The sequence below is a fragment of the Sphingomonas sp. CFBP 13714 genome (assembly GCF_014842205.1).
Lineage (GTDB): Bacteria > Pseudomonadota > Alphaproteobacteria > Sphingomonadales > Sphingomonadaceae > Sphingomonas > Sphingomonas aerolata.
The window spans coordinates 1-23,892 of the sequence record NZ_JACYVG010000002.1; the positions used below are offsets into that span (position 1 = coordinate 1).

Consider the following 23,892-nt stretch of genomic DNA (forward strand, 5'->3'; position numbering starts at 1 on the left):
TCTAAAGGCAGCAATCGGGAAATTGCTAGTCGCTTTTGAGCGTCTGCAATTGGGCGAAAGCGGTCATTCGCTTTTGTTGGTTCACGACCTAGTCCGTTACATGCGTAAACAGGATGTCGAGCAGCGCCTGACGCTCCGCGTCCGTGTCGCCGAGCAGCATGCGTCGCGCGTATCGGACCGGCTTCGCACCCTTCGCGGGTGCATCTTCCAGCCCCTCTTGATGCACGCGTGCGATTCGGGCGGCACGCCCGCTGAACCCGACCCACGCCTCGGTGTCGGTCGACCCTGCCTGCAGGTTGGTCGTATTGCGCAGTTTGCGGAACATGGCTTCGCGCTTGATCGTCCCGCCTCGCCGCAGCCGACCAAGGGGCTGCGCCTTACGCGCGGCGAAAGGCTGGCCGTCCGGATCCTGCTGACGCGTGATGCGTGCCGCCTGGCTGTTCCGGAGCGTGCGCGCCATGACACGCAGGATCTTGCTGCGTTCGCCGGCATCGACACGGCGCAGCAGCGCGCCTGCGAGCGCCTCAATGTCGGCGAAGTCGCTCACTGATTGGCCACGAAGCGCGGGTCGTTGGTCTGCGCCACGACTTGGTCACCCATGAGAAGCTGCCACAAGGGTACGCATCTAATTCCGAAGCTGTCAGGATCACCTGCAGGCTCTGTGCGCTCGGCGATGAAACCGCCGCCTTCTTTGGCGGACACGCGCACGGCTTCGTCGAGGTCGATAAAGATCGACACGTCGGCGGTCTCCGCGTCGAGCAGCTCGGACTCGAAGCGAAATGGCTCCTGATCGGTGTGCTGCAACAGGTCGGGCTGATGCTGGGCTATCCACGCGAGGATCGGCACCATGAGATCGTCCACGTCGCCGGCGTAATCCTGCACGACGATATTGGCGGTGTAGCGATATTCGAGGCTGAGCGATCCCGCACCCGCCGCGATCCGTCCCTTGTCGACGAAGATCGACAATCTGGACGGATCCGCCGCAAGCGCGGGCACGAACATCTGTAGCGTCTGCCGCAGGCTTTCCGGCTTCTTCAACGAACGTCCTTCGTCTCAAGGGTGTATTGCATTGCGAGACGATGTCGCCCGGCTCTTGCGAACCGGGCGCATCAATTAACGGATGGGTTTGCCAACGGGCCAATAACGCATGGGATCACCTCCTTTCGTGTTGGTTTCGGAATTGGTCATGAAGCTCACCAGAGGGTGATTTACGGCGATCGTGCGCGGTGGACGTGGCGGGTACCGGCCAATGTCTCATCCTTTTGGCGAGGGGCACGCGGCGGGCGTGCTCCAGTTGATGAGGCGGTCGAGGTGATCAGCGTTGGCGGCGAAGGATCGCGCGAGGCGGATGATCCCGGCGCGGATCCGCGTCGGGATCTGCGCGATCAGCGCCGGATCTTCGGGCAGACCCTCGGGGCGATTGGCGCACCGCAGCAGCTCGGCGGGCGGTGTGTCCTTCACCTTGACGGCGATCGGCGTCGACACGACCGCGGGCGGCGCCTCAGCGTGCCGCCCGCAGGCCGGCAACGCCGTTGACAGCGCGAAACCAGTCACGATCGACAAGGTTCGTCCGTTCAGCTTGCGCATCTGCCATCTCCATTCGTTGTGCGGCCGAGCTCGCTGCCTCGGCAGCAGCGCGCGCGGCGCGGGTGTCGTTGTTTTGTCGGGCATCGTGATCGGCCATCGCCTGGGCGAGCGTGGCAGCAGCGAGCTGGTCGCTGTCGCCCTTGAACTTGACGAGGCCGGCGACGGTCTGCGCGCAGTGCACGCCGCGCGCCGTCTTTCCGATCGCGGCAAAGTCGGTGCCCGACCCTGCGCAGATCAGCTCGGCGCGGTGCTGCAGATCGTCGCGGTCGGCGCTGACCTGGCGGTACTGGACGTACAGCCAGGCGCCGACCGCCGCGACGGCGAGCAGCACGAGGAAGAAGGCCTCGGCCTTCACCTTGGCAAAGAGGGCGCGGATCATCGGGGCAGCTCCTTCAGGCAGAGGTCGCGCTCGGCGCGGCGTCGGCGATCGAGGCCGCGCACGACCTGCCCGCCCGCCCGGTTCCACATCAGGAAGGCGTCGCACGCGCCCCGCCAGTCGCGCGCGTTGAAGCGCCGCGCGACGGTGGATCCGCAATAGCCACCCGTGCCGATGTTGTAGGCGAGGCTGATCGCAGCCGAGAGCTGGTTGGGATGGGTGCGCAGGTTAGGCGTACAGGCGAGAACCGGCTCGGCATGACGAATGAGCGCGGCCTCTTCGCGAAGCGCGCAGCCCTCGATCGTCTCGACCATGCCGGGCTTCACGCCGAGCGTCTCACCGCCGCAGATCGTCCAGACCTTGACGATGTCCTGGTACGCGACGAGCCGCGGCGTGCCGCCCGACTCCCAGCCCGACACGAACGGCGTGACGATCAGCGCGGCTGCCGCGCCAATGACGCCGATCAGCGTCTTGCGCTTCACAGGCGCGGACGATCCCTTATCGGGCTGTGGCATCACTTGGAGTCCTTTCGCGGAATGAGCGCGAGCAGCCGCTCGCTGAGCTTGCCGGGAAGTTCGGCGAGGACGGCGCTGCAGCCGGCGATGAAGCCGGGCGCGCCCTTGAAGGCGACCATTGCGACGAGGAAGCCGATCGCCTGCGATACGAACGGGTGCATGCCGAAGAGCGCGCCGGCCGCGTTGGTGACGAAATAGCTGACGACGATCCCGACCCAGACCTGCGCGATGCGCTGCCCCCATGTGAGGCCGCTCTCGACCAGCAGGCTGACGATCGACCCGAGGCCGGCAGGGATGAGGCTGACGACGAACGCCCACAGCCCGATCCCGAAATCGTGGAGAAAATCCTTCATGCGGTCAGTCCCAGAGCTGGATAAGCGGGAGCGTCCGCGCAGCCGGCGCCATGCTGGCGGGCATCGTCACGCGGGTGCCGAGCGGCAGGACCACACCGACGTCGGCGATGCCCGGGTTGAGCGCGAGGACGCGGCCGATGTCGGGCGCACCTAGGGCGCGCTCGCGCCAGATCAGCTCGTCGAGCGTGTCGCCCTGCTTTGCGGTGAGGACATCGGCCATCAGATCAGCTCGGCGCGCAGCCGCGGGCGGGCGAGCATGTCGCGGATCGCGTGGATCGCATCGCGGCGCAGCTCGACGATCGACGGTTCGACGGTTTCGGCGTCGTGCTGACCCTGTCCCGTCAGATCCGTGTCGCGGTACGCCTCGACCAGCTCGGCCTTGGCATAGGCGCCGATTGCACGGGTGTAGAGGAGGACGAGGCGGCTGGTATCGTCCAGCTTGCGTGACGGCACCGCGGCGAGATCCGCGATGCCGGCAAGCATATGCGCGGCCTGCCACACGGCGAGCTGGTTGCCGACGGTGATCATCGCGCCGGTGACGGCGAGCTTCAGGCGTTCGGGGGTGATGACCTCGCGAATGCGCCGCGCGGCGCGCAGCTCGGCCGGGTCGATGTCGGGGAACCAGCCGTCATTACGGATCGGCGCCTCGGTCGACACGACCGGCGCCGGCATCAGCGATGGCGTGCAGCTGAAGCCGGTCACGCGACAAATACGATTCTGGCGGGCATCGTGCGGTCCTTCGTGTTTTCGGGGGTGGGGATCAGATCGGACGATGGCCCTCAGCGCCGTGGCGCCCTCCCATCCCGCATGATCCGCCCCCGAGCGCCGGGGGCGAGCTTAGGTCGCCGGCGCGGTGCCGGCGGGTTTCGTGGTCGGCTTTGGCGGCGCCAGCGCGCGCTCGAGCCGCTTGATCTGGCCAGCGACGCCGACCCGGTCGTGCAGCGCGACCGCACGGCGAAGCGGGTCGAGCGCGCGCTGCGCGAGCGCGGCAAATTCCGGCTTGGTTGGGTCGATCGCGTCGGCCGCACGCGCCAGCTCGGTGCCGATCGCCTTGTGAAGCTTGGCGCGCACCTGGTCGTGCATGTCCGCGTCGGCAGTCAGCTCAGCGACGTTCTCGAGCACGTCGAGCGGGAACGGCGCCTTGGCAGTCTGCGCGCGGATCGCCGCGTCGGCGATCTCCTCGACGATCAGCGCTGCGGCCGAGCGTTCGTAGCGCGACGGCAGCGGCACATCATAGGTGATGACGTGTTCGGCGAGCAGCAGGGCACGGGCATAGTCGCCGGTGTCGATCAGCCAGACCATCACGGTCGGCAGCACGTCTTCGGCGATGCCGGCGCCGGCGGTGCGCCCGCCGTCGAGCAGGCCGGCAACCCAGTCGGTATAGGCGGGCAGCATCTCGCGCTTCACGTCGATGCGGCGAGCGATCGACTGGATCTCCTTCAGCCGGCGCAGATCGTGCTGCAGCCGCATCGCGATCGATGCGGCTGCGCGCTCGGCGGGCGTACCGGCGTCGGAGGCAGGAGAGGATAACCCGCTCCCCAGGGCAGGAGCCGATGCCATCTGGGATGCGAGAATACGGTCCCGGTGCTTGCGAGCAAGGCTCATGGCATGTCCTGTGGAGAGCGGGCTAACTGGTGGGGCGATGGGCCGGCGCTTACGCGGCCGGCTTTTTGCCCATGATGATGTTCTCGACGAGCGCGACCTTGCCCATGTCCTCGACGACAAAGGCCTGATTGACGCTCTCGTAATTCTCGATCTGGTCGCGCTTCGCGTTGTCCTCGATCTTGCGTCGCTCGCTGCCGATCTGTTCGTAGACCGACAGGTTGGCGAGCGTGGTGATCAGCAGCGCGTTCTTCGGAAACTTCGGCACGCGGACCGCCTGCAGGCCGCCCAGCTTTTTGTCGGAGAGCAGGACGTCGCGGGCGAGCTGTTCGGTCGCCTTGTCGCCGGCCGCATTGACGATCGAGAAATACTTGTCGTGTACGAGATCGCGGCCGACGATCACGACCAGGTCGGTATCGTCGCGGTAATTTTCGTCGAGCAGCTCGATCGCATCGTAGATCAGCGCGTCGACATTGACGAAGTCGACCTCGGTGCCGACCTCGCCCGCGCCGACATAGATCGCGCCTGCGACGGTGACGACGCCGTTGACGCTGGTGGCGGGCGAAAGGTCGCCCTCGCTCAGCACGCGCGCCGGCGCATCGAGGCGGATGTGCTGCAGCCAGCCGATATTGACGTCCTGCAGCAAAGGATACGTGTTCGGATCGGTTTCGACCGCCACCTTCACGCCGTTGAAGCCGATGGTGATGATGTCGAGCGCCTTGGCCCGGACGATCGCGTCACGAATCAGCGGCTGGAAGTTCGGCTGGTGCGCCCATGCGTCCAGCGTTTCGTAGCGGATCAGCGTGTCGAAGTCGGTCTTCTCGCACCGGTAACGCGTCTCGTCGAGATCGCCCGGGTAGCGCGGTTGGCGGTCGTGGATCCGCGTGTCGGTGCGGCTGGCGATCGTGCCCTTCACGCCAACGCCGACCTTGTCGCCTTCCTGCGCGACGACCGGGATGATGTTGATGCTGGTCAGGAACGCACTCGACTGCTGGATCTTGCCGCGCAGCGTCTGCGCGACCGCGGGCGCAACGGTGAACGAGCGGCTGGGATCCTCGACGGCGTTCAGCTTGCCGATCTGCGTGGTGTAGGCGTTGAACTTGAGGCGAGTTTCGTTGCGCATGGGGGCGGCTCCTGGGGCGATTCTGTTCGGGTCGGACGGGGGGCGTCAGCAGTCAGTGACGGGCTCGCCGCTGCCGCCATTGGCGGGCGCCCGGCTGAAGCCGGGTTCGGGCGTCGCTTCGAGCTTGGCGTGCAGCGCCGAAAACTCGCCCTGCAGCGCGGTGTGTGCGTCGGTGACGGGCTTCAGCGCAGCCGCGATCGACGCGGCGACCGCCTGGCCGATATCTGTCGAGAAAGCGGCCGGATCGAAATTGTCATTGGCGGCGACCGGGGGCGCGGCAGGCGTTGCGGGCTTCTCGGGCTCACCCTTCAGCCGGGCGGCGAGTGCCGAGAAGAAGCCAGCGACGGCGCCCTCCACCTTGGCGGGATCCGATGGCGGCGTTTCGAATTCGAGCGCGACGGCGTCCGCGCCTGGCGCGAACAGCGAGCCCGGCGCGGTGCGCGAGAATTGCAGCGCCTGCGTGCCGATCGAGGCGGGCTTGTCGGTGAAGGCAAGGCCGAGCAGCCCGACCTTGCCGCAGCCGGCATAGCTGTCGGTCAGCTCGACCGAGGGGAACGGCTTCTGGTTGTTTGCGACGAGCGCGACGAGCTGGTCGTTGCCGTCGACCTGGCAATAGAGCGCGCGGCGCTGCTCTGTCTTGCCCGCGATCGCGATGTCGTCGGTTTGCACGCGCACCGCGACGACGTCGCCGTATCCGTTGAACGGGGGTTCCGGGCTGTAGCCGGCGAGATGCTCGACATTGATGCGCGGCGTATAGGTGGCGGTGTCGAAGGTCTCGGCGATCTCGTCGATCCAGTCGGCATCGATCTTCCGGCCGTCGCTGATGGTCTGGCCTTCGACGAAGGCGCGGAAGAACTTGCTCTTGGTGCCCATGGCGGTCGGTCCCTCGGGGTTCGCTATCGGTGGGCCGCGTCAGGCGGCATCTGGAAGCCGCAAAGGGACCGAAACCGGGTCATCTCTCAAGCGCGTGGAGGTGTGGGATCGCATTCCACACTCTAGACGCCGTGCGGAGCGGCATGATCGCGCGGCAAGGTCCGCCGCGACATGGACAAGCTCCCCGCAGATACCGGCATGCCGTTGCCGCCAACGACGATGCCGATTCCGATCGACGCCGAGCGCCAGGCGCGCAGCCTCTACTGGCGCGGCTGGGGCGTGACGCAGATCGCCGACGAGCTGGGGCTGAAACGCCCGACGGTCGAGGCGTGGAAACAGCGCCGCAAATGGGACGAGGCGCCCTCGCTGTCGAAGATCGAGGATGCGCTAGAATGCCGGCTCAACACGCTGATCGCCAAGGACGCGAAGACGGGCGGTGACTTCAAGGAGATTGACCTGCTGATGCGCGCGGTCGTTGCCGGCGCGCGCGTCCGCCGCTTCGAAGCGCCCGGCGGTCACGAGGGCGACCTCAACGAGAAGGTCGCCAACCGCAACGCCGGAGAGCGCAAGGCGGGCAAGCCAAGGAACCACTTCACCACCGAGCAGGTCGAACGGCTCGAGCAGCTCTTCCATGACGAGTTGTTCGGCTATCAGAAGGACTGGTGGGGGGCGAAGGATCAGCGCACCCGCATGATCCTGAAATCCCGCCAGATCGGCGCGACCTGGTATTTTGCCCGCGAGGCGCTGCTCGACGCGCTACGCGGGGGCGGCAACCAAATCTTCCTGTCAGCGTCGAAGAACCAGGCGCACATCTTCCGCAACTACATCGTCCAGTTTGCCGCGCGCGTCGGCGTGAAGCTGCAGGGCGATCCGATCGTGCTGACCGCCGATACGATCCCCGACGGCGAGCCCGCGGCCGAGCTGATCTTCCTCGGCACGAACGCGCGCACCGCGCAGGGTTATCACGGCAATTTCTATTTCGACGAGTTCTTCTGGACCTACGGTTTCGAAGAGCTGAACAAGGTCGCCAGCGCGATGGCGATGCACAAGCGCTGGCGCCGCACCTATTTCTCGACGCCGTCGACGATCGCGCACCAGGCGCACCCCTATTGGACGGGCGAACGGCGCAACCGGCGGGTGAAGAAGGCCGACCGCATCGAGATCGATGTCGGCCATGCCCGGCTGCAGGCCGGCGTGGTGTGCGAGGATCAGATCTGGCGGCAGATCGTGACCATCGAGGACGCGGCCGCGCGTGGCTGCGACCTGTTCAATATCGACGAGCTGCGCATCGAATATGCGCCCGACGAATTCGCCAACCTGCTCATGTGCGGGTTCGTCGACGACAGCCTGTCGGCGTTCAAGTTCAACGAGCTGCAGCGCTGCGGCGTCGACGCGATGGTCGACTGGCCCGATGTCGACATGCTGGCGAAGCGGCCGGTCGGCAACCGTGAGGTCTGGGCCGGTTATGATCCGCAGGAGAGCGTCGACGGCGACAATGCCGCGTTGGTGATCGCGCTGCCACCCGAAGGCCCGACCGGCAAGTTCCGCCTGCTCGAGCGCCACCAGATCAAGGGTGACTTTCAGGCGCAGGCCGAGTTCGTGAAGGCGCGGCTGGCGCGGTACAACTGTACCTATCTCGGGATCGACAAGAAGGGTGTCGGCGCGGCGGTCTATCAGCTGCTGCGCGACGCGAAGGTCCGCGGCGTCGTCGCGATCGAATATTCGCTCGAGGTGAAGACCGGGCTGGTCATGAAGGCGCAGCACAGCTTTGCCCGCCAGCGCATCGAATATGACCGCGGCTGGATCGACCTGCAGTCGGCCTTCCTGTCGATCAAGAAGGCGCTGACCCAGAGTGGCAAGAGCGTCACCTTCAAGGCGAGCCGCACCGAGTCCGTCGGCCATGCCGACCTCGCCTGGGCGGCGATGCACATTTTCATCAACGAACCCCTCGACGGCCAGGCGCGCCCGAAAACACGAATGGAGATATTCTGATGGACCAGCGGCCCGCACGCGCCGGCAAGGCGACCGCCTTTTCGTTCGGGGATCCCGAACCCGTGCTCAGCCGACGCGAGATCATGGACATGGTCGAATGCTACCGCACCGACCGCTGGTATGAGCCGCCCCTGTCGCTCGACGGGCTGGCGCGCGCGTTCCGCGTATCGCCGCATCACAGCTCGGCGATCATGCTCAAGCGCAATCTGGTCGTTGCGTCATTCGATCCGGTCATGCGCGGCGCCGGCGCGACTCCGATCCTGTCGCGCTCGGCGTTCGGCCGTGCGGTGCAGGATTATCTCGTCTTCGGAAACGCCTATCTCGAACGCCGCGACAGCGTGATTGGTGGGGCACTGCGGCTCGACCATAGCCTGGCGAAATACACCCGGCGCGGGCTGGTCGATGGCGAGTTCTTCTGGTCGCCGGGTATTGCCGCGGCGACGCCGTTCAAGCCGGGCAGCGTCATCCAGATCATGCAGCCCGACATCAACCAGGAGATCTACGGCGTGCCCGAATATCTCAGCGCGCTGCAGTCGGCATTGCTCAACGAGGCGGCGACGCTGTTCCGGCGTCGCTATTATCTGAACGGCAGCCATGCCGGCTACATCCTCTACGCCACCGGCGACATCGACGAGAACGACACCGACGAGCTGCGCGACGCGCTGAAGAACTCGAAGGGCCCCGGCAACTTCAAGAACCTGTTCGTCCATGCGCCGGGCGGCAAGGAGGGCAGCATCAAGATCCTGCCGATCGCCGAAGTTGGTGCCAAGGACGAGTTTCTCGGGATCAAGAACGCGACGCGCGACGACGTGCTCGCCGCACACCGCACGCCGCCCTCGGTGCTGGGGATCGTGCCGGCGCAAGGGTCCCAGCTCGGCAAGATCAGCGAGGCGGTCGACATGTTCTTCGAGCTTGAGATCGTGCCGCTGCAGATGGCGTTTCTCGAGATCAACGACCGGCTCGGCTTTGACGCCGTCCGGTTCACGCCGCGCGTCACCGCGCCGGCAAAATAGCTTTCGCGTCCGGCATAGCCGGGCGGGGGATGCCGGGCTGCAACCCGGCACACCGACGAGGATCTGTCTCGCCACGACCAACGGCCATCGGCCGTCCCGCACCCGCGCGATCTGCGCGGGCGGGATCTCTACAAGGCGAGGAAATCCAACATGTACACCCTCAATTCCGTTCAGCCCGTCGCACCTGCGGCGGGCTATATCGGCGGCAAGCGCAATCTGGCGTCGCGCCTGGTCGCGATGATCGAGCGCGTCGACCATGACGGCTATGCTGAGCCGTTCGTTGGCATGGGCGGCATCTTCCTGCGGCGCCGGTCGCGGCCGAAGGTCGAGGTGATCAACGACGTGTCGGGCGACGTCGTGACCTTCTTCCGCGTGCTGCAACGCCACTATCCCTACATGATCGACATGCTGCGCTTCCGCGTAGCGTCGCGCGCCGAGTTCGAACGGCTGAAGGCGACGCCGCCCGAGGCGCTGACCGACCTCGAGCGCGCCTGCCGCTTCCTCTACCTCCAGCGGCTGGCGTTCGGGGGACGGGTGAACGGCCGGCACTTCGGCGTCGACAAGACTCAAGGCGCCCGGTTCAACGTCACCAAGCTCGAGCCGTTGCTGGCGGACATCCACGAGCGCCTGGCCGGCGTCGTGATCGAGCAGCTCGGCTATGCCGACTTCATCCGGCGCTATGACCGCGCCGGCATGCTGTTCTACCTCGACCCACCCTATTGGGGCTGCGAGACGGATTACGGCCAGGACGTGTTTGGCCGTGCCGACTTCGACCAGCTTGCTGACCAGCTGGCCGGGATCAAGGGCCGCTTCATCCTGTCGATCAACGACACGCCGGGCGCGCGGGCGACGTTCGCGCGGTTCCATGTCGCCACGGCCGAGACAATGTATACGGTCGGGGCCGGCGCCGCGCGACGCGCGGGCGAGTTGATCGTGTCAAACGTGGCCTTGAGGTGAAGGCTTCGGGGCGGTGTTTACGCTGCCCCGCTGCTTCCCACCAAAAATTTCCATTCCGACGTGATGGACGGCACCGGGAAGGCGCCAGCCACCGCGTCGTGTTTAAGCGGCGATAGAGGCTGCCGGCGCGATAAAAGGCGCGACAACTCTCATGGCCTGTTCAACGTAAAGTGTCTTTTCGCCTACCGGTGCGACGTAGTGCATCGCTTCCTCAGCATCGCGCAGCGAAGCGCCACGGGCGATTATCCACGCCGCCAGGTATTGTGAGGCCATACAGCCTCCGGCCGTCGCCACGTTGCCGTGTGCGACAAAGGGAGCATCGATCACCTCGACGCCCGCCTCGATCACCCAGGGCTTGGTTGTCAGGTCGGTGCAGGCAGGAAGATCGCCAATCAAGCCCAGCTTTGCGAGCAAGAGGGTGCCCGAACACTGCGCGCCAATCAGTTGGCGGGATGGATCAAGGGTGATCCGGGACAGCAGGTCATTATCAGTCGCGATTTCGCGGCTCCTGATCCCGCTTCCAATTATCACGGCATCCGCTTCGGCAGCGAACTCCAAGGGTTTCTGACGCTTGACCGTGACGCCGTTCATGGACGTTACGGAATCGGTCGGCGAGGTCATGTGCGCGGTCCAGCCATGTGCCCTCATCCGATTCAGTATTCCTGCTGCGATAAACGAGTCGAGCTCGTTGAACCCTTCGAATGTCAAAACCGCAATTTGCATGAACGCCTCCCCGGCAAATGTTCAACGTCCGATGTAGCTGGAACCCGAGAAAATGACACGGCGGGTATAAGCCCTTCCTCGCTAAAAGCGGCCGGTCCATTCCCTTACTGATCCCGAACGTTCGAGCTTATCGCGCCGAATGACCGCTTCCGCCCAATTGCAGACATTCGCTTGTCTGCTAACAAGGCATATGCCGGTTGCATCACCCCCAATGCGTCCAAGAACTCCATCGCCTCTGTCTCAGAACGAGGTCGAGTTTATTAAGCAAACGATACAACGCTTTTATGGAACAGACGCAGTCATTCGCAATTTCGGCCCCGACCCAAATCGTTTAGAGGTCCACGTCGAAACTGACGCGGAAAATGATATGCGGAAGTATGACTGCCTTGGAGTGCTTCTTACGCGCATCGATCGAGCGCAGATTAGCCTCGAAGTTACGAGCCGCGGCGAGAAACCGCGTGGATCTGCAAAGCTCGCATACCGCCAAGGTATGATCCTCTAACCTCCGCTTTCCACCAACTCGCGACATTGGAGGTCAACAAAGCGGACGCCAAAAGCAGCCCGGCGGGAAGCGCCCAATTGCGGACATTCGCCGCGAGTGGCAGAAGGCTGAGATGGATGCTGAGCCAGTCATAATTCAAACAGCAGTCAGCACGGACGGCAAAAAGCGTTGGCATCTGCTTCAACGCTCGGACGGCTTCGTGACTTACGACGAAGATACCTTCTTTACTGAAGACCTTAGCGAGTTTGACGCGGGCATCATGGAGTACTGGAGTCCGACGCGCTTTTCCGGTCTGTTCGATACCGTAGTGGAGGCCCGAACCGATGCCCTAGGCACCCTGATCTGGCTAAAAGACGTTCTGTCTGCTGAATAGGCGTGTCCGCTAACCTTCCCTTCCGGCCATTCCGCTTACGCCCATTAACGGACATTCAAATATCGGCTACATGGAAGGAGATGGCCAAGACGCCCGACCCAAATCCTTTTCACCGAATTGTAGGCTGGGTCTTCGCTACTGGCTTTCTGATGCTTATCGGTCTGCCAGTGCTGCTAACCAGCACGATGGGCGAGTGTCTGCCTCACGACCATCAAGAGGTGTCCGACTGCCTTGCTAACAAGCGGATTGAGTTCTTCGCATTGATATTTGGCCTTCCGGTTCTGGCCGCCGTGGTTGGCTTGCTGACGTACCGATGGAGCAAATTTCTTGGCTGACTATGATGTCCTGATCCGATCGATCATAGTTGGAAGACGAGGATCGCGAACGGCCACTTTCCACAACGTTGCGGCATTCACTGGCGGCTAAGCAGAACCAAAAAGAGGACCGGCGGGAAGCGCTCATCCTTGGACGTTGTTTCAGTCCAACTGCTTGCGTTAAATCGGACGTTGTATGGTGCCGCTGGCGAGATCGTCGCAGTTCCGAATGTATATGAAGCGAACCTTGAGCCGAGGCTCGGCCGGCTTGCTACGCGGCCAATCGTCAGGGTTAGACAGATAATCGAATCGCTGGCACGGCAATCCAACGACAAGAGTATCATTACCTTTCCAATTGATGGATGGAGTGAAATCACTGTCTCTGGTCTGATATACGGTCCATCCGTCTTGGCCGACCGGTCGAAGGTAAACACTAGTAGTCCAAACGGTTCCAAGACCGCCTTTAGTTACTTCTACTTCTGAGATTGCCGCACGGTTGGGCGAGTAAACGCGCTTTGTGATCTGCCGATCATAAGCCGGAGCCAGCAGCAATCGCAGCATTGGCCCGCCGACAAGCCAGCAGAGGCCAATGGCAGCAAGGACTAAGACCGCCGCGCGCGTTACAATGCGGGTCCACTGGCGAATGCGAGAGGGTGACGAAATGGTGTCCATCTGGGCAGATTACCCGCACCAAATGCAAACGCCATGCAGGAGATGTCTTGTTTTGGCTATTTAACGCACGAAAGCGGACCGTCGCATAACCACCAATAACGGACATACTGGCTGGGTGTGAAATCCCATCCCACACCCAAGCATGATAGCGCTGCCCTGACCTAACCGACGACATGGCCGGATGGCCGATCCGTCAACCTTCACTGCTGTCGACCTGTCGCGCCTGCCAGCGCCGACTATCGTCGAGACCCTCGATTTCGACACGATCTACGGCCAGATGCTCGCCGCGCTACAGGCGCTCGTGCCGGCGTTCGATGCCACGGTCGAATCCGATCCCGTCATCAAGCTGCTGCAGGTCGCTGCCTACCGCGAGATGCTGCTGCGCGCGCGGGTGAACGATGCCGCGCGAGCCGTCATGCCGGCTTATGCTCTGGGTGCGGATCTCGATAACCTCGCCGCGCTGATGGGCGTTTCCCGCCTCGTCGTCACACCCGCAAACGCCGGAACGGGTGCCCCTGCGGTCCTCGAAAGCGACGACGACTTCCGGCGCCGCCTGGTGTTGGCACCGGAGGGCTATTCGGTTGCCGGACCTGAGGGCGCGTATATCTTCCACGCGCTGTCGGCGTCGCCGGACGTACTCGACGCCAGCGCCACCAGTCCGGCGACCGGCGAGGTACGGGTGACGGTGCTCGCGCGCGAAGGGAACGGCACTGCGTCGCCCGCCCTGCTCGACACGGTGCTCGCCTATGTGTCGGCCGAAACGCGCCGCCCGCTCACCGATCGCGTCACGATCCGCTCGGCGGAAATTGTCGAATATGCGGTCGACGCGCAAATCACGACCTTTGCCGGCCCCGATGGTTCGATCGTCATCGTCGAGGCTCGCAACCGGCTCGCCGCCTATATTGCCAACTCTCACCGCCTCGGCCGCGACATCACCCGGTCGGGGATCTTCGGCGCACTGCACACCGAGGGCGTTCAGAACGTCGTGCTGACTAGCCCGGCCGCCGATATCGTGCTCGATCGCACCCAGGCTGGCTGGTGCACCGCGATCTCCGTCGTCCATGTCGGGCTCGGTGAATGACGCTCCTACCGCCCAACGCAACCGCGCTCGAGCGCGCGGTCGAGACAAGCATGGCACGGATCGGCGACGTCGCGGTGCCGCTGCGGTCCCTGTGGAATCCCAACACCTGCCCGGTCGATCTGTTGCCCTATCTCGCCTGGGCGCTCTCGATCGACGGCTGGTCGAGCGGCTGGTCCGAAACGGTGAAGCGCGCCCGCGTGCGGCAGGCGCTCACGATCCAGCGCAGCAAGGGCACGTCCGCCTCCGTGCGCGACGTCGTTGCCTCGTTCGGGGGCGTCGTGGCGCTGCGCGAATGGTGGCAGATGACGCCGCCCGGCGTGCCACACACCTTCAGCCTGGTCCTCAACGTCACCGACGACCAGGGTGCGCCTGCGGATGCCACCTTTGTCGATGCCGTGATCGCCGAGGTCTACCGGACCAAGCCGGTCCGCTCGCACTTCACCTTCAGCCAGGCGCTCACCGCGACCGCCGGCATCGTGCCCATCGCCGCGGCACGCCCCGCCACTTTCGCCCGCCTTACCATGACCGCGCCTGCGGCCTGACCCGGAGAGATCATGTCGATCACCTTGCGCATTACGGACGCCGGCCGCGCCGCCCTCATCAATGCCGCCCATGACGGCACCAATGCAGTGCAGATCGCGAGCGTTGGCGTCTCGCCAACCGCGATCGTCGCCAGCGCTGGAACCGCGGCGCTTCCTGGCGAAATCAAGCGGGTCTCTACGGTCTCCGGCGCAGGGGTAGCGGCCGATGTCATCCACATCGTGGTGCGCGACGAGACGACCGACACTTACACCGTGCGCAGCATCGCGCTCTATCTGGCAGACGGCACCTTGTTCGCCGCATACGGCCAGGCCGCCCCGATCATCGAAAAGTCGGCGGGTGCGCTGATGTTGCTCGCGATCGACGCGACGTTGCTGGACGTTGCCGCGAGCCAGATCACGTTCGGCAGTGCGAATTTCCTCAACCCGCCGGCTACAACCGAGACCCCTGGCGTTGTCGAGCTGGCCACCGATGCCGAGGCGGCGGGGCTGGCGGACGCGATGCGAGTCCTGACCCCCAAGGCGATGGCGACGATCTTCACCGCGGCGAACGTCCTCGCGCGTCTGCTGAGCGCTGACGGTGCTGGCTCTGGTCTCGACGCCGACATGGTCGATGGGCGCCATGCAGCGGAGTTTGCGCTGCTCACCGGTGCGACCTTCACCGGGCCACTGGCCGCGGCCTCTCTGGAAAGCGGCGCGTATCTGCGTGCCTTTGGATCGACCCCGCCGGTTGGGGGGCGCGGGCTGGAGCTGCTTTACACAAACACCACGGGCATCGTGCAGGCGTATAATCGTGGCACCAACACGCTCGGCGATCTGCTGTTCTATGGCAGCGCCATCGCGCTAACCGCTCCGGTGGCCATAAACGGCGCCCTCAACGTCGCGGGCGCAATCACGCGCTCGGGCAACAGGGTATGGGACCAGGCGAACGATGGGGCCGGATCTGGCCTCGACGCCGATCTGCTCGACGGGCGCGAGGCTGGCGAATTCGCGCTGCTGAGCGGTGCCACGTACACCGGCAAGGTCCGCGCCCCGATCGTCGAGAGCGCGAATTATATCCGGGCGCAGGGCACCGGCATCCCGCAGGACGGCGCCGGGATCGAGCTACTCTATGGCAACACCACAGGCTATCTGCAGGCCTTTGATCGCACGGCTGGCGTGTTCCGCGAGCTCGTCATCTATGGCGCCAATATCAAGCTCGAGCCGCAGGGCGGGACCGTCGGCGTGGCCGGTGGGATGAACGTTGCCGGCGCGCTAACCCGCGGCAATAACAAGGTCCTGGATGTCGGCAATGACGGCGCCGGCTCGGGCTTCGATGCCGATCTGCTGGACGGGCGCGAGGCGACAGACTTCGCACTGGTCGCCGGGGGCTCATTTACCGGGGTGACCGGCCATGCCGGCGCGCGCATTCAGGGCGCGGCATCGTTCGCGGCGGGCGTCGGCCTTGAGCTGCTCTACAGCGGCGGTAACGGCATCCTTCAGCCCTATGACCGCAGCAAGGGCGTGTTCAAGGATCTCGTTCTTTACGGCATGAACATCAGCATCAACCCGCAAGGCGGCGCGGTCGGCGTTGGCGGGGCGATGAACATCGGTGGAGCGCTCACCCGCAGCGGCAACGCGGTGATGGATGTTGGCAACGACGGTGCTGGTTCCGGCTTCGATGCCGATCTGCTCGATGGCCACGAGGGCAGCGAATATGACCGGGTCACAGCCTATAGCTCAGCCTTCAACGGCTACCGCGTCCTCGCCGATGGCACCAAGGAATGCTGGGGCGTCGTCGATGTCCCATCGGGAGGACTCGTCGAGGTCGCGCTACCCGTGGCGCATACCGCCTGGTGCGTCCCGATCGGGTCGGGAGCCGGCGCTATCGGCGTCCGCAGCGTCACTGGCGCCCCGCCGACCAGCTTCACCGTTCGCAACAGTTCCGCCGAGGCACTCACCTTCCGCTGGCACAGCCGCGGCGTTTGATCGTCCATAAGGAGTAGCAAGACCATGAAGACCAGAATCGGCAAATACGACCCGGCGACGCGCGGCGTCCCTGTTACTTTCACCGAGGGCGAGACCGTGCATACGCGCACCGTCAACGCCTGCCACGATGCAAGCGGCGCCTATGATGCTGCCGCCACCCGCGATCGGGTCGCCGACGTTGCGCGCGGGGTCGCGGTCAAGATCGGCCTTGGGGTGATCGTCAACCTGCCCGAGGTGGAGCCCGAGGCGGCAGCAGACGCTACGCCCGCCGGATGAGGCCTTGGGGTGTGGGATCGTATTCCACACCCGCCACACCGCGCGCTGCGCAGGCTGCGGCGCCAATGTCGCGCGTCATGAACGCGCTTCCCGATCCCCGCCGGATTATCGGCAACATCATCCGTCTCGGCACCATCGACAGCGTTGATCGTGCCGATGCGACCTGCCGCGTGCGGATCGGCGAGATCGTCACCGGCGACATCTGCTGGATCGTGCAGCGTGCCGGCAACACCCGCACCTGGTCACCGCCGACGATTGGCGAGCAGTGCCTGCTGCTCTGCCCCGAAGGGGATACCGATGGCGGTGTCGCCGTCCTCGGCCTGTTCTCCGATGCTATGCCCGCACCCTCGACCGAGGATCTGGATCTGATCCAGTTCGGTGACGGTGCCATCATATCCTACGACGCGCACGCGCATCTGCTCGTCGCGCAGCTCCCTGAGGGCGGCAAGGTCCGCATCGACGCGCCGGGCGGCGTGACCATCACCGGTCCCGTGTCGATCACCGGCGCGGTCACGATCACGGGCGACGTCGGCATCACCGGCAAGGCAACCGCCAGCGACGACGTGATCGGCGGGGGCAAGAGCCTCAAGTCGCATGTGCATAGCGGCATCACCGCGGGCGGCGCCGTCTCGGGACCGCCACGATGATCGGCATGAGCGCCGTCACCGGCAAGCCGCTCGAAGGGCTCGACCATCTGCGTCAGTCGATCGCGGATATTCTGTCGACGCCGATCGGTACGCGCGTCGGCCAGCGCGAATACGGCTCGCTGCTCGCCGAGCTGGTCGACCAGCCCATGAATGCGGTCGGCCGCATGCGCCTGATGGCCGCAACGGCTCTCGCCATCCAGCGCTGGGAACCGCGGGTCACGCTGTCGGCCGTCGTCATCGAGCAAACCGGCCCCGGCGTCTTTTCTGCCCAGCTCGCTGGCCGGCGCACCGACGTGACCGGCCCGAGCGCCAGCACACGCCTCACCGTCCCGCTGCCGCGCAGCAGCCCCACCGTTTACGCCTGAAGGAGCCACCATGCACGGCATCACCATTAAAGAAGTGACCGAGGGCGCACGTTCGCTCGTCCTTGCTGCGACCGCAGTCATCGGTCTGGTCGCGACCGCCACGGCGCCGGCGGGCGCCGCAACCGAGGCGCTCGACGCGGCCTTTCCGCTCAATCGCCCCGTCCTGGTCGTCGACCTCGAGGCGGCGATCGGCGTGGCCGGCACCACGGGCACGCTGGCATCGGCGCTCCGCGCTATCGCCGATCAGGCGAAAGCCCCCGTCGTCGTCGTGCGCGTTGCGGCTGGCGCGGATGCCGCGGCGACCAGTGCGAACGTCATCGGCGCTACGGCAAACGGTCTGAAGACGGGCATGCAGGCGCTGCTCGCCGCGGAATCGCAGCTCGGCGTCAAGCCGCGGATTCTCGGCGCGCCGGGCCTCGATACGCAGGCGGTCACGACCGCGCTGGTCATCATCGCGCAGAAGTTGCGCGGGTTCGCCTATGCCGCGGCGATCGGCGCCGACATCACCGCAGCAATTACCTACCGGGCCAATTTCGCTGCGCGCGAGCTGATGCTGATCCATCCGGATTTCATCGCCTTCGACACGAAGGTCGCAGCGAACGCGACCAGCTATGCGGTCGCGCGCGCCCTCGGCCTGCGCGCCCGCATCGACCAGGAGGAGGGCTTCCACAAGTCGCTGTCCAACGTCACGGTGGAAGGCGTCGTCGGCCTCACCAAGGATATCCAGTTCGATGTCCAGGACGAGGGCAGCGATGCCGCGCGCCTTAACGACAAGCAGGTCACCGCCCTCATTCGGGCGGGCGGGGGCTTCCGCTTCTGGGGCAACCGGACCTGCATCGATGCGACGTCGCCCTTCACCTTCGAGACCGCAACGCGCACCGCGCAGGTGCTGCTCGACACGATCGGCGCCGGCATGATGTGGGCGATCGACAAGCCGCTGCGGCCGAGCCTTGCGAAAGACATCGTCGAGACGATTAACCTGTCGATCGCCAGCCTGGTGACCGCCGGGCAGCTGATCGGCGGCAAGGCATGGTTCGTCGCCGACAAGAACCCTGCCTCGAGCCTCGCGCAGGGCAAGCTGTCGATCGACTATGAATTCACGCCGGTCCCGCCGCTCGAGAACCTGCTGCTCACCCAGCGCATCACCGACAGCTATCTCGCCGACTTCTCCGTCGCCTGATCGCCACCAACCTTCCCGACCTGAAAGCTAGGAGCCGATCATGGCACTGCCCCGCAAACTGAAGAACATGAACCTGTTCAATCAAGGCCGCAGCTATATCGGCGAGGTGCCCTCGGTCACGCTCCCCAAGCTGACCCGCAAGCTCGAAGAATATCGGGGCGGAGGCATGGACGGCACCGTGAAGCTCGACATGGGCGCCGAGGCCATGGAGCTGGAATTCAGCGCCGGCGGTCCGTTGCGTGACGTCCTGCTGCAGAGCGCGGCGCCCACCATCGGCGGCCTCTTCCTGCGCTTTGCCGGCCAGTATCAGAACGACGCGTCCGGTACGTCCGACGCGGTCGAGGTCACCGTGCGCGGGCGCCACGAAGAGATCGACATGGGCGAGCAGAAGGTCGGCGAAGGCGGCGACTTCAAGGTCAAGATGGCGCTCGTCTATTACCGCCTCGAGTGGAACGGCGAGGTGCTAATCGAGATCGACGTCCTCAACATGGTCCACATCGTCGGTGGCATCGATCGCCTCGCCGACATGCGCGCCATCATCCTCTGATCCAACCCGCTACCAATCTCCCCAAGGAATTCCGCATGAGCGACACCAACCCCGAACACACGACCGTCAAGCTCGACTTCCCGTTCGCGCGAGGCGACCAGACCATCGACAGCGTCAAGGTGCGCCGGCCGCGCTCGGGCGAGCTGCGCGGGCTCAATATCGCCGACCTGGTGCAGATGAATGTCGCGGCGACCGCCAAGCTGCTGCCGCGCATCACCATGCCGCCCCTGACCGATGCCGAGGTCAACAATCTCGATCCCGCCGACCTGACGCAATTCGGCATGGAAGTGCAGGATTTTTTGCTGCCGAGGGCGGCGAAGGAGCAGGACTCCCGGAGCTGATCGACGACGCGATGGCGGATCTGGCGATCGTCTTCCACTGGCCTCCCGCCGCCATGGACGAGATGACGATTGCCGAGCTGATGCGCTGGCGCACGCGCGCGGCCGAGCGCCACAACCCGGAAAGCTGACGCCATGGACCGCAACCTCCGCATCCGCATGCTGCTCGAGGCCAGCGACAAGGTCACCAGGCCGCTGCGCGATATCATCGGGGGTTCGGCCAAGGCAGCGGCAGCGCTGAAGGTCACACGAAACAGCCTGAAGGATCTGAGCGCCCAGGCGCGCGCGATCGGCGAATTCCGGATCGGCCAGGCCAAGGGTGCGGAGATCTTCGGGCAGGTCGACAACGCCCGGCGCCGGATCCGTGCGCTGCGCGAGGACATCGCCCGCACCGACACGCCTACCAAGCGGATGACCAACGCGCTCGCCGCGGCCGAGGCGGCGGAGCGCAAGCTGGTGCGGACTAGCGAGGACCACAGCAACGTGCTGACGCGCATGCGCTCGGGGCTGACCTCGGCTGGCATCGACGTCCGCAATCTGGGCGCGCATGAAGCCCGCCTGCGGGACAATATCGCAGCGACGACTGCGACGATGGGTCAGCAGCGCGCCGAGTTCGACCGCCTCGACGAGCGGCAGAAACGTTTCGGCCGCGCGCGCGAGGGGTTTGCCCGCACCCAGAACATGGCGACCGGCATTGCCGCGGGCGGCGCGGCCGGTATCGCCACCGGCATGGCGCTCGGCCGGCCGATCCTCGGCGCGATCGGTGACGCGCAGGAATATCAGTCGGTGATGACCGACATCGCCCAGAAGGCGGATCTGGGGCGCGACCGATCCGAGAAAATGGGCCGCAACCTGCTCGCTGCGGCGCGCGCTGCCAACCAGATGCCTGACGAGCTGCAGAAGGGCGTGGATACGCTCGCCGGCTTTGGCCTCAGTCCCGAAAAGGCGGTCGCTATGATGCGCCCTATCGGCCGTGCCGCGACCGCGTACAAGGCGGAGATTGCCGACCTGTCCGCCGCTGCGTTCGCTGCCAACGACAATCTCAAGGTGCCGGTCGAGCAGACCGCGCGCGTCATCGACATCATGGCGCAGGCGGGCAAAAGCGGCGCCTTCGAGATCAAGGACATGGCAGGCGCGTTCCCCGCGCTGACCGCCGGCTATCAGGCGCTCGGCCAAACCGGCACGGGCGCGGTCGCGGATCTGGCGGCTGCGCTGCAGATCGCCCGCAAGGGCGCCGGTGATTCGGCGACCGCGGCCGGCAACGTCGCCAACATCATTCAGAAGATTGCGTCGCCCGCGACGATCAAGGCGTTTTCGAAGTTCGGCATCGACCTGCCGAACGCGCTGAAGAAAGCCTATGCCGACGGCAAGACGCCGCTCGAGGCGATCGCCGAACTGACGAAGAAGGCGACGGGCGGCGACCTCGGCAAGATCGGCTTCCTCTTCGAGGACGCCCAGGTCCAGCAAGGCTTGCGGCCGCTGATCCAGAACCTCGAGGAATATCGCCGGATCCGTGCGACGGCGGCCGGCGCCTCGGGCACGACCGACACCGACTTCGCCGGGCGCATGAAGGACTCGGCCGAACAGACCAGGCAGCTGCGCATCAATGCTAAGGTGCTGGCGGTGTCGCTTGGCAGCATGTTGATCCCGGCCGTCAATGCCATCACCGAGCGCGCATCGCGCTACGCCAGCGTGATTGCGGCATGGACTGAACGCCATCCCGTGCTCGCCAAGGCTATCGCCGTGACCGCCGCGGCGCTCGCGATCATGTTCATCGTGCTGGGCGGTTTCGCGATCGTCATCGCCGCGATCATGGGACCGATCGCTATCCTGAATGCCGGCCTGATCGCGATGGGCATCGCCGGCGGTACAGCGTCGATCGGGCTGCTACCGATCCTCGGCACCGTCCTGGCGATCATCGCCGTGATCGCGCTGCTCGCTGCAGCGGTCTATCTGATCTACGCCAATTGGGGACCGATCACCGCGTGGTTCGGCGCGCTCTGGCACGGTATCGTCGGCGTCGTCACCAGCGCGCTTGGCTGGTTCGCCGGCCTGCCCACGCGCTTTGGCGAGTTCGGGCGCAACATGATCGCCGGCATGATCAACGGCATTACCGGCATGCTCGGCGCGCTGAAGGCGACGATCGTCGGTGCGGCGTCGTCGGCCGCGACCTGGTTCAAGCAGAAGCTTGGCATCCGTTCGCCGTCGCGGGTCTTCGCCGGCTTTGGCGGCTACATGATGCAGGGCCTGAGCAACGGTATCGCGCGCGGCGCTGGCGAGCCCGTGCGCCGGATCGGCAGCCTGTCGCGCGATCTCACTGCGGCACTGGCGGTCGGCACCGCGTTGCCGGCGTTGACGCCTGCCGGGGCAACGTCGCCTCCCGGATCGAATGTCGGATCTGGCAGCGCGGCGTTCGCTGCGGCGCCGATCACGATCAACGTCTATGGCGCGCCAGGCCAAAGCGAGCAGGCGCTCGCCGCGGCGGTGGAGCGTGCCCTTGCGCGCGCGCAGGGGCGCCAGCGCGCCATGTCGCAATCGTCATTTGCCGACCGTCCCGATGGAGCCGACCTGTGAATATGATGGCGCTAGGGATGTTCGTCTTCTCGCTGCCGACGCTCGCCTATCAGGAGCAGCAGCGCAAAAGCGGCTGGCGGCATGCGCGCAGCGGCCGGGTCGGCGCTATCGATGCCACGCAGTTCCTTGGCCGCGAAAACGACAGGATCAGCCTGTCGGGTGCGGCCTATGCCGAGCTGATGGCCGGCCGCGCGTCGCTCGACCAGCTGCGTGACATGGCGGCGGAAGGAAAGGCCTGGCCGCTGGTCGACGGTACCGGCCGCGTCCACGGCGCCTTCGTCATCACCGACATCGACGAAGGGCTGAAGGAGTTCTTCCCCGATGGCACCCCGCGCAAGATCGACTTCTCGATCGAGCTTCTCGAGGTCGCGCAGGATGCGGGCGTCACCGCATGACCGCGGTCAACAACGTCCCCGATTTCAGGGTCACGCTCGACGGCACCGATCTTACCGATCGTATCCGGCCGCGCCTCATCACGCTGCGGTTGAGCGAACGCCGCGGCGGTGACGCAGACCAGCTCGAGATCACGCTCGACGATTCAGACGGCAGGCTGGCGATGCCGCGCGAGGGCGCCACGCTGAGCGTCCAGCTCGGCTGGTCGGCCGGATCGGGCGTGACAGTCGGCCTGGTCGACAAGGGCCAGTTCACCGTCGACGAGGTCGAGCATAGCGGCCCGCCCGACCAGATCACGATCCGCGCGCACGCCGCGGACTTTACCAGTGCGATTGCCACCCGCCGGGAGAAGAGTTGGCATGACACGACCCTCGGCGCAATCGTAAGGGAGATCGCCGATCGCAACCGCCTGACGCCGCGCTGCGCGGCTGCTCTGGCGCCGATCGCCATCAAGGCGATGGCACAGACCCGCGAGAGCGATATTGCGCTGCTGCGCCGGCTCGGGCGCGAGCATGACGCGGTGGCAACGGTGAAGGGCGGCGCATTGATCCTTTCGCCTACCGGTGCCGCGACAACGGCAACCGGCGCGGCGATCCCGGCGATTACGATCCGCCGCGGCGACGGCGATCGTCATAGCTTCCGCATCCGCAAGCGTGAAGAGGCAGGCGGCGTTTCTGCCGACTGGCATGATCGCAAGGGCGCGAAAAAGAAGACGGTGACGGTCGGTAGCGGTGACGGCGAGACTAAGCGCTTGGCGCGGACCTATTCCAGCGAAGACGCTGCCCGCCGAGCGGCGATCGCCGAACAAGGCCGCGCCGCACGCGAGCCGCGCTCACTGGATCTTGGTCTCGCGCTCGGGCGGCTGGAGATTTACCCTGACCGATCGGTGACGGTGACGGGGTTCAAAGGGGAGATTGGTGCCGTGAAATGGCTCGTCGCGGATGTGACGCACGAGCTGCTTCCCGACCGGGGATTTACCACGGCACTGACATTGGAAAGCGTCGTTTAA

At 65.4% G+C, this 23,892-nt stretch carries 30 protein-coding genes; 18 read left to right on the plus strand and 12 right to left on the minus strand.

What is annotated here, in order from left to right; translation table 11 throughout:
• Positions 1–88: 88 nt before the first annotated feature.
• The 11 genes from IFT54_RS04245 to IFT54_RS04295 form a co-directional block, all read right to left on the minus strand.
• Positions 89–547, minus strand: a complete 459-nt coding sequence (locus IFT54_RS04245; RefSeq protein WP_192069726.1) for a phage virion morphogenesis protein — start codon at positions 545–547, stop codon at positions 89–91.
• The gene (locus IFT54_RS04250; protein ID WP_192069727.1) at positions 544–1,038 is read right to left on the minus strand and encodes a phage tail protein; all 495 of its coding nucleotides are present in this window, start codon (positions 1,036–1,038) and stop codon (positions 544–546) included. Before IFT54_RS04250 ends, IFT54_RS04245 begins: the two co-directional genes overlap by 4 nt.
• A 216-nt stretch (positions 1,039–1,254) precedes the next feature.
• Positions 1,255–1,485, minus strand: coding sequence for a hypothetical protein (locus tag IFT54_RS04255; RefSeq protein ID WP_342354758.1), 231 nt, complete (start codon positions 1,483–1,485; stop codon positions 1,255–1,257).
• A 16-nt stretch (positions 1,486–1,501) separates the two neighbouring features.
• The gene (locus IFT54_RS04260; RefSeq protein ID WP_192069729.1) at positions 1,502–1,966 is read right to left on the minus strand and encodes a hypothetical protein; all 465 of its coding nucleotides are present in this window, start codon (positions 1,964–1,966) and stop codon (positions 1,502–1,504) included.
• On the minus strand, positions 1,963–2,478 hold the full coding sequence (locus tag IFT54_RS04265; protein ID WP_192069730.1) for a lysozyme: 516 nt from the start codon (positions 2,476–2,478) through the stop codon (positions 1,963–1,965). Before IFT54_RS04265 ends, IFT54_RS04260 begins: the two co-directional genes overlap by 4 nt.
• Positions 2,478–2,831: a hypothetical protein gene (locus tag IFT54_RS04270; protein WP_192069731.1), complete on the minus strand. Its 354-nt coding sequence runs from the start codon at positions 2,829–2,831 to the stop codon at positions 2,478–2,480. The genes IFT54_RS04265 and IFT54_RS04270 overlap by 1 nt, the downstream gene beginning before the upstream one ends.
• 4 nt (positions 2,832–2,835) lie before the next feature.
• Positions 2,836–3,051 carry a tail protein X gene (locus IFT54_RS04275; RefSeq protein WP_192069732.1) on the minus strand — a complete coding sequence of 72 codons (216 nt, stop codon included), beginning with the start codon at positions 3,049–3,051 and terminating at the stop codon, positions 2,836–2,838.
• Positions 3,051–3,533 carry a head completion/stabilization protein gene (locus tag IFT54_RS04280; RefSeq protein WP_342354759.1) on the minus strand — a complete coding sequence of 161 codons (483 nt, stop codon included), beginning with the start codon at positions 3,531–3,533 and terminating at the stop codon, positions 3,051–3,053. The genes IFT54_RS04275 and IFT54_RS04280 overlap by 1 nt, the downstream gene beginning before the upstream one ends.
• 135 nt (positions 3,534–3,668) lie before the next feature.
• Complete coding sequence (gene gpM / locus IFT54_RS04285; RefSeq protein WP_244648605.1) at positions 3,669–4,391, minus strand: phage terminase small subunit; 723 nt, start codon at positions 4,389–4,391, stop codon at positions 3,669–3,671.
• A gap of 94 nt (positions 4,392–4,485) precedes the next feature.
• Positions 4,486–5,556 carry a phage major capsid protein, P2 family gene (locus tag IFT54_RS04290; RefSeq protein ID WP_192069734.1) on the minus strand — a complete coding sequence of 357 codons (1,071 nt, stop codon included), beginning with the start codon at positions 5,554–5,556 and terminating at the stop codon, positions 4,486–4,488.
• 45 nt (positions 5,557–5,601) lie between these two features.
• Positions 5,602–6,429, minus strand: coding sequence for a GPO family capsid scaffolding protein (locus tag IFT54_RS04295; RefSeq protein ID WP_192069735.1), 828 nt, complete (start codon positions 6,427–6,429; stop codon positions 5,602–5,604).
• A 171-nt stretch (positions 6,430–6,600) separates the two neighbouring features.
• On the opposite strand from IFT54_RS04295, the gene IFT54_RS04300 reads away from it, so the two are divergent.
• The 3 genes from IFT54_RS04300 (at position 6,601) to IFT54_RS04310 (ending at position 10,391) form a co-directional block, all read left to right on the plus strand.
• Entirely contained in the window at positions 6,601–8,421 is a 1,821-nt protein-coding gene (locus IFT54_RS04300) for a terminase large subunit domain-containing protein (RefSeq protein WP_192069736.1), read from the plus strand.
• The gene (locus tag IFT54_RS04305) at positions 8,421–9,434 is read left to right on the plus strand and encodes a phage portal protein (RefSeq protein ID WP_192069737.1); all 1,014 of its coding nucleotides are present in this window, start codon (positions 8,421–8,423) and stop codon (positions 9,432–9,434) included. The genes IFT54_RS04300 and IFT54_RS04305 overlap by 1 nt, the downstream gene beginning before the upstream one ends.
• A gap of 150 nt (positions 9,435–9,584) precedes the next feature.
• Positions 9,585–10,391 (plus strand): DNA adenine methylase, encoded by an 807-nt coding sequence (locus IFT54_RS04310; RefSeq protein WP_192069738.1) that lies wholly within the window; start codon positions 9,585–9,587, stop codon positions 10,389–10,391.
• Positions 10,392–10,493: 102 nt separating this feature from the next.
• Here the strand turns inward: IFT54_RS04310 and IFT54_RS04315 are convergent, their stop codons facing one another.
• Complete coding sequence (locus IFT54_RS04315; protein ID WP_192069739.1) at positions 10,494–11,114, minus strand: DJ-1/PfpI family protein; 621 nt, start codon at positions 11,112–11,114, stop codon at positions 10,494–10,496.
• Between the two features lie 614 nt (positions 11,115–11,728).
• On the opposite strand from IFT54_RS04315, the gene IFT54_RS04320 reads away from it, so the two are divergent.
• From IFT54_RS04320 to IFT54_RS04390, 15 genes are all read left to right on the plus strand, one after another.
• Positions 11,729–11,989 (plus strand): hypothetical protein, encoded by a 261-nt coding sequence (locus IFT54_RS04320; protein ID WP_192069740.1) that lies wholly within the window; start codon positions 11,729–11,731, stop codon positions 11,987–11,989.
• Positions 11,990–12,069: 80 nt separating this feature from the next.
• On the plus strand, positions 12,070–12,324 hold the full coding sequence (locus tag IFT54_RS04325; RefSeq protein WP_192069741.1) for a hypothetical protein: 255 nt from the start codon (positions 12,070–12,072) through the stop codon (positions 12,322–12,324).
• Positions 12,325–13,156: 832 nt separating this feature from the next.
• Positions 13,157–14,056, plus strand: a complete 900-nt coding sequence (locus IFT54_RS04330) for a baseplate assembly protein (RefSeq protein ID WP_192069742.1) — start codon at positions 13,157–13,159, stop codon at positions 14,054–14,056.
• Complete coding sequence (locus IFT54_RS04335) at positions 14,053–14,598, plus strand: phage tail protein I (protein WP_192069743.1); 546 nt, start codon at positions 14,053–14,055, stop codon at positions 14,596–14,598. The genes IFT54_RS04330 and IFT54_RS04335 overlap by 4 nt, the downstream gene beginning before the upstream one ends.
• A gap of 12 nt (positions 14,599–14,610) precedes the next feature.
• A complete protein-coding gene (locus IFT54_RS04340) occupies positions 14,611–16,563 on the plus strand; it encodes a hypothetical protein (RefSeq protein WP_192069744.1) in 1,953 nt (650 codons plus the stop codon).
• Positions 16,564–16,587: 24 nt separating this feature from the next.
• The gene (locus IFT54_RS04345; RefSeq protein ID WP_192069745.1) at positions 16,588–16,839 is read left to right on the plus strand and encodes a hypothetical protein; all 252 of its coding nucleotides are present in this window, start codon (positions 16,588–16,590) and stop codon (positions 16,837–16,839) included.
• A gap of 77 nt (positions 16,840–16,916) precedes the next feature.
• Positions 16,917–17,486 (plus strand): phage baseplate assembly protein V, encoded by a 570-nt coding sequence (locus IFT54_RS04350; RefSeq protein ID WP_192069746.1) that lies wholly within the window; start codon positions 16,917–16,919, stop codon positions 17,484–17,486.
• Positions 17,483–17,851 carry a GPW/gp25 family protein gene (locus tag IFT54_RS04355; protein ID WP_192069747.1) on the plus strand — a complete coding sequence of 123 codons (369 nt, stop codon included), beginning with the start codon at positions 17,483–17,485 and terminating at the stop codon, positions 17,849–17,851. The genes IFT54_RS04350 and IFT54_RS04355 overlap by 4 nt, the downstream gene beginning before the upstream one ends.
• 10 nt (positions 17,852–17,861) lie before the next feature.
• The gene (locus tag IFT54_RS04360) at positions 17,862–19,031 is read left to right on the plus strand and encodes a phage tail sheath subtilisin-like domain-containing protein (RefSeq protein WP_192069748.1); all 1,170 of its coding nucleotides are present in this window, start codon (positions 17,862–17,864) and stop codon (positions 19,029–19,031) included.
• 40 nt (positions 19,032–19,071) lie between these two features.
• Positions 19,072–19,578, plus strand: coding sequence for a phage major tail tube protein (locus IFT54_RS04365; protein ID WP_192069749.1), 507 nt, complete (start codon positions 19,072–19,074; stop codon positions 19,576–19,578).
• A gap of 35 nt (positions 19,579–19,613) precedes the next feature.
• Positions 19,614–19,919, plus strand: coding sequence for a phage tail assembly protein (locus tag IFT54_RS04370; protein WP_192069750.1), 306 nt, complete (start codon positions 19,614–19,616; stop codon positions 19,917–19,919).
• Positions 19,920–19,930: 11 nt separating this feature from the next.
• Positions 19,931–20,047, plus strand: a complete 117-nt coding sequence (locus IFT54_RS04375; protein ID WP_192069751.1) for a GpE family phage tail protein — start codon at positions 19,931–19,933, stop codon at positions 20,045–20,047.
• A 4-nt stretch (positions 20,048–20,051) separates the two neighbouring features.
• Positions 20,052–22,490 carry a phage tail tape measure protein gene (locus tag IFT54_RS04380; RefSeq protein ID WP_192069752.1) on the plus strand — a complete coding sequence of 813 codons (2,439 nt, stop codon included), beginning with the start codon at positions 20,052–20,054 and terminating at the stop codon, positions 22,488–22,490.
• A gap of 2 nt (positions 22,491–22,492) precedes the next feature.
• Positions 22,493–22,885 carry a phage tail protein gene (locus IFT54_RS04385; protein ID WP_342354760.1) on the plus strand — a complete coding sequence of 131 codons (393 nt, stop codon included), beginning with the start codon at positions 22,493–22,495 and terminating at the stop codon, positions 22,883–22,885.
• A complete protein-coding gene (locus IFT54_RS04390) occupies positions 22,882–23,892 on the plus strand; it encodes a contractile injection system protein, VgrG/Pvc8 family (RefSeq protein WP_192069753.1) in 1,011 nt (336 codons plus the stop codon). The genes IFT54_RS04385 and IFT54_RS04390 overlap by 4 nt, the downstream gene beginning before the upstream one ends.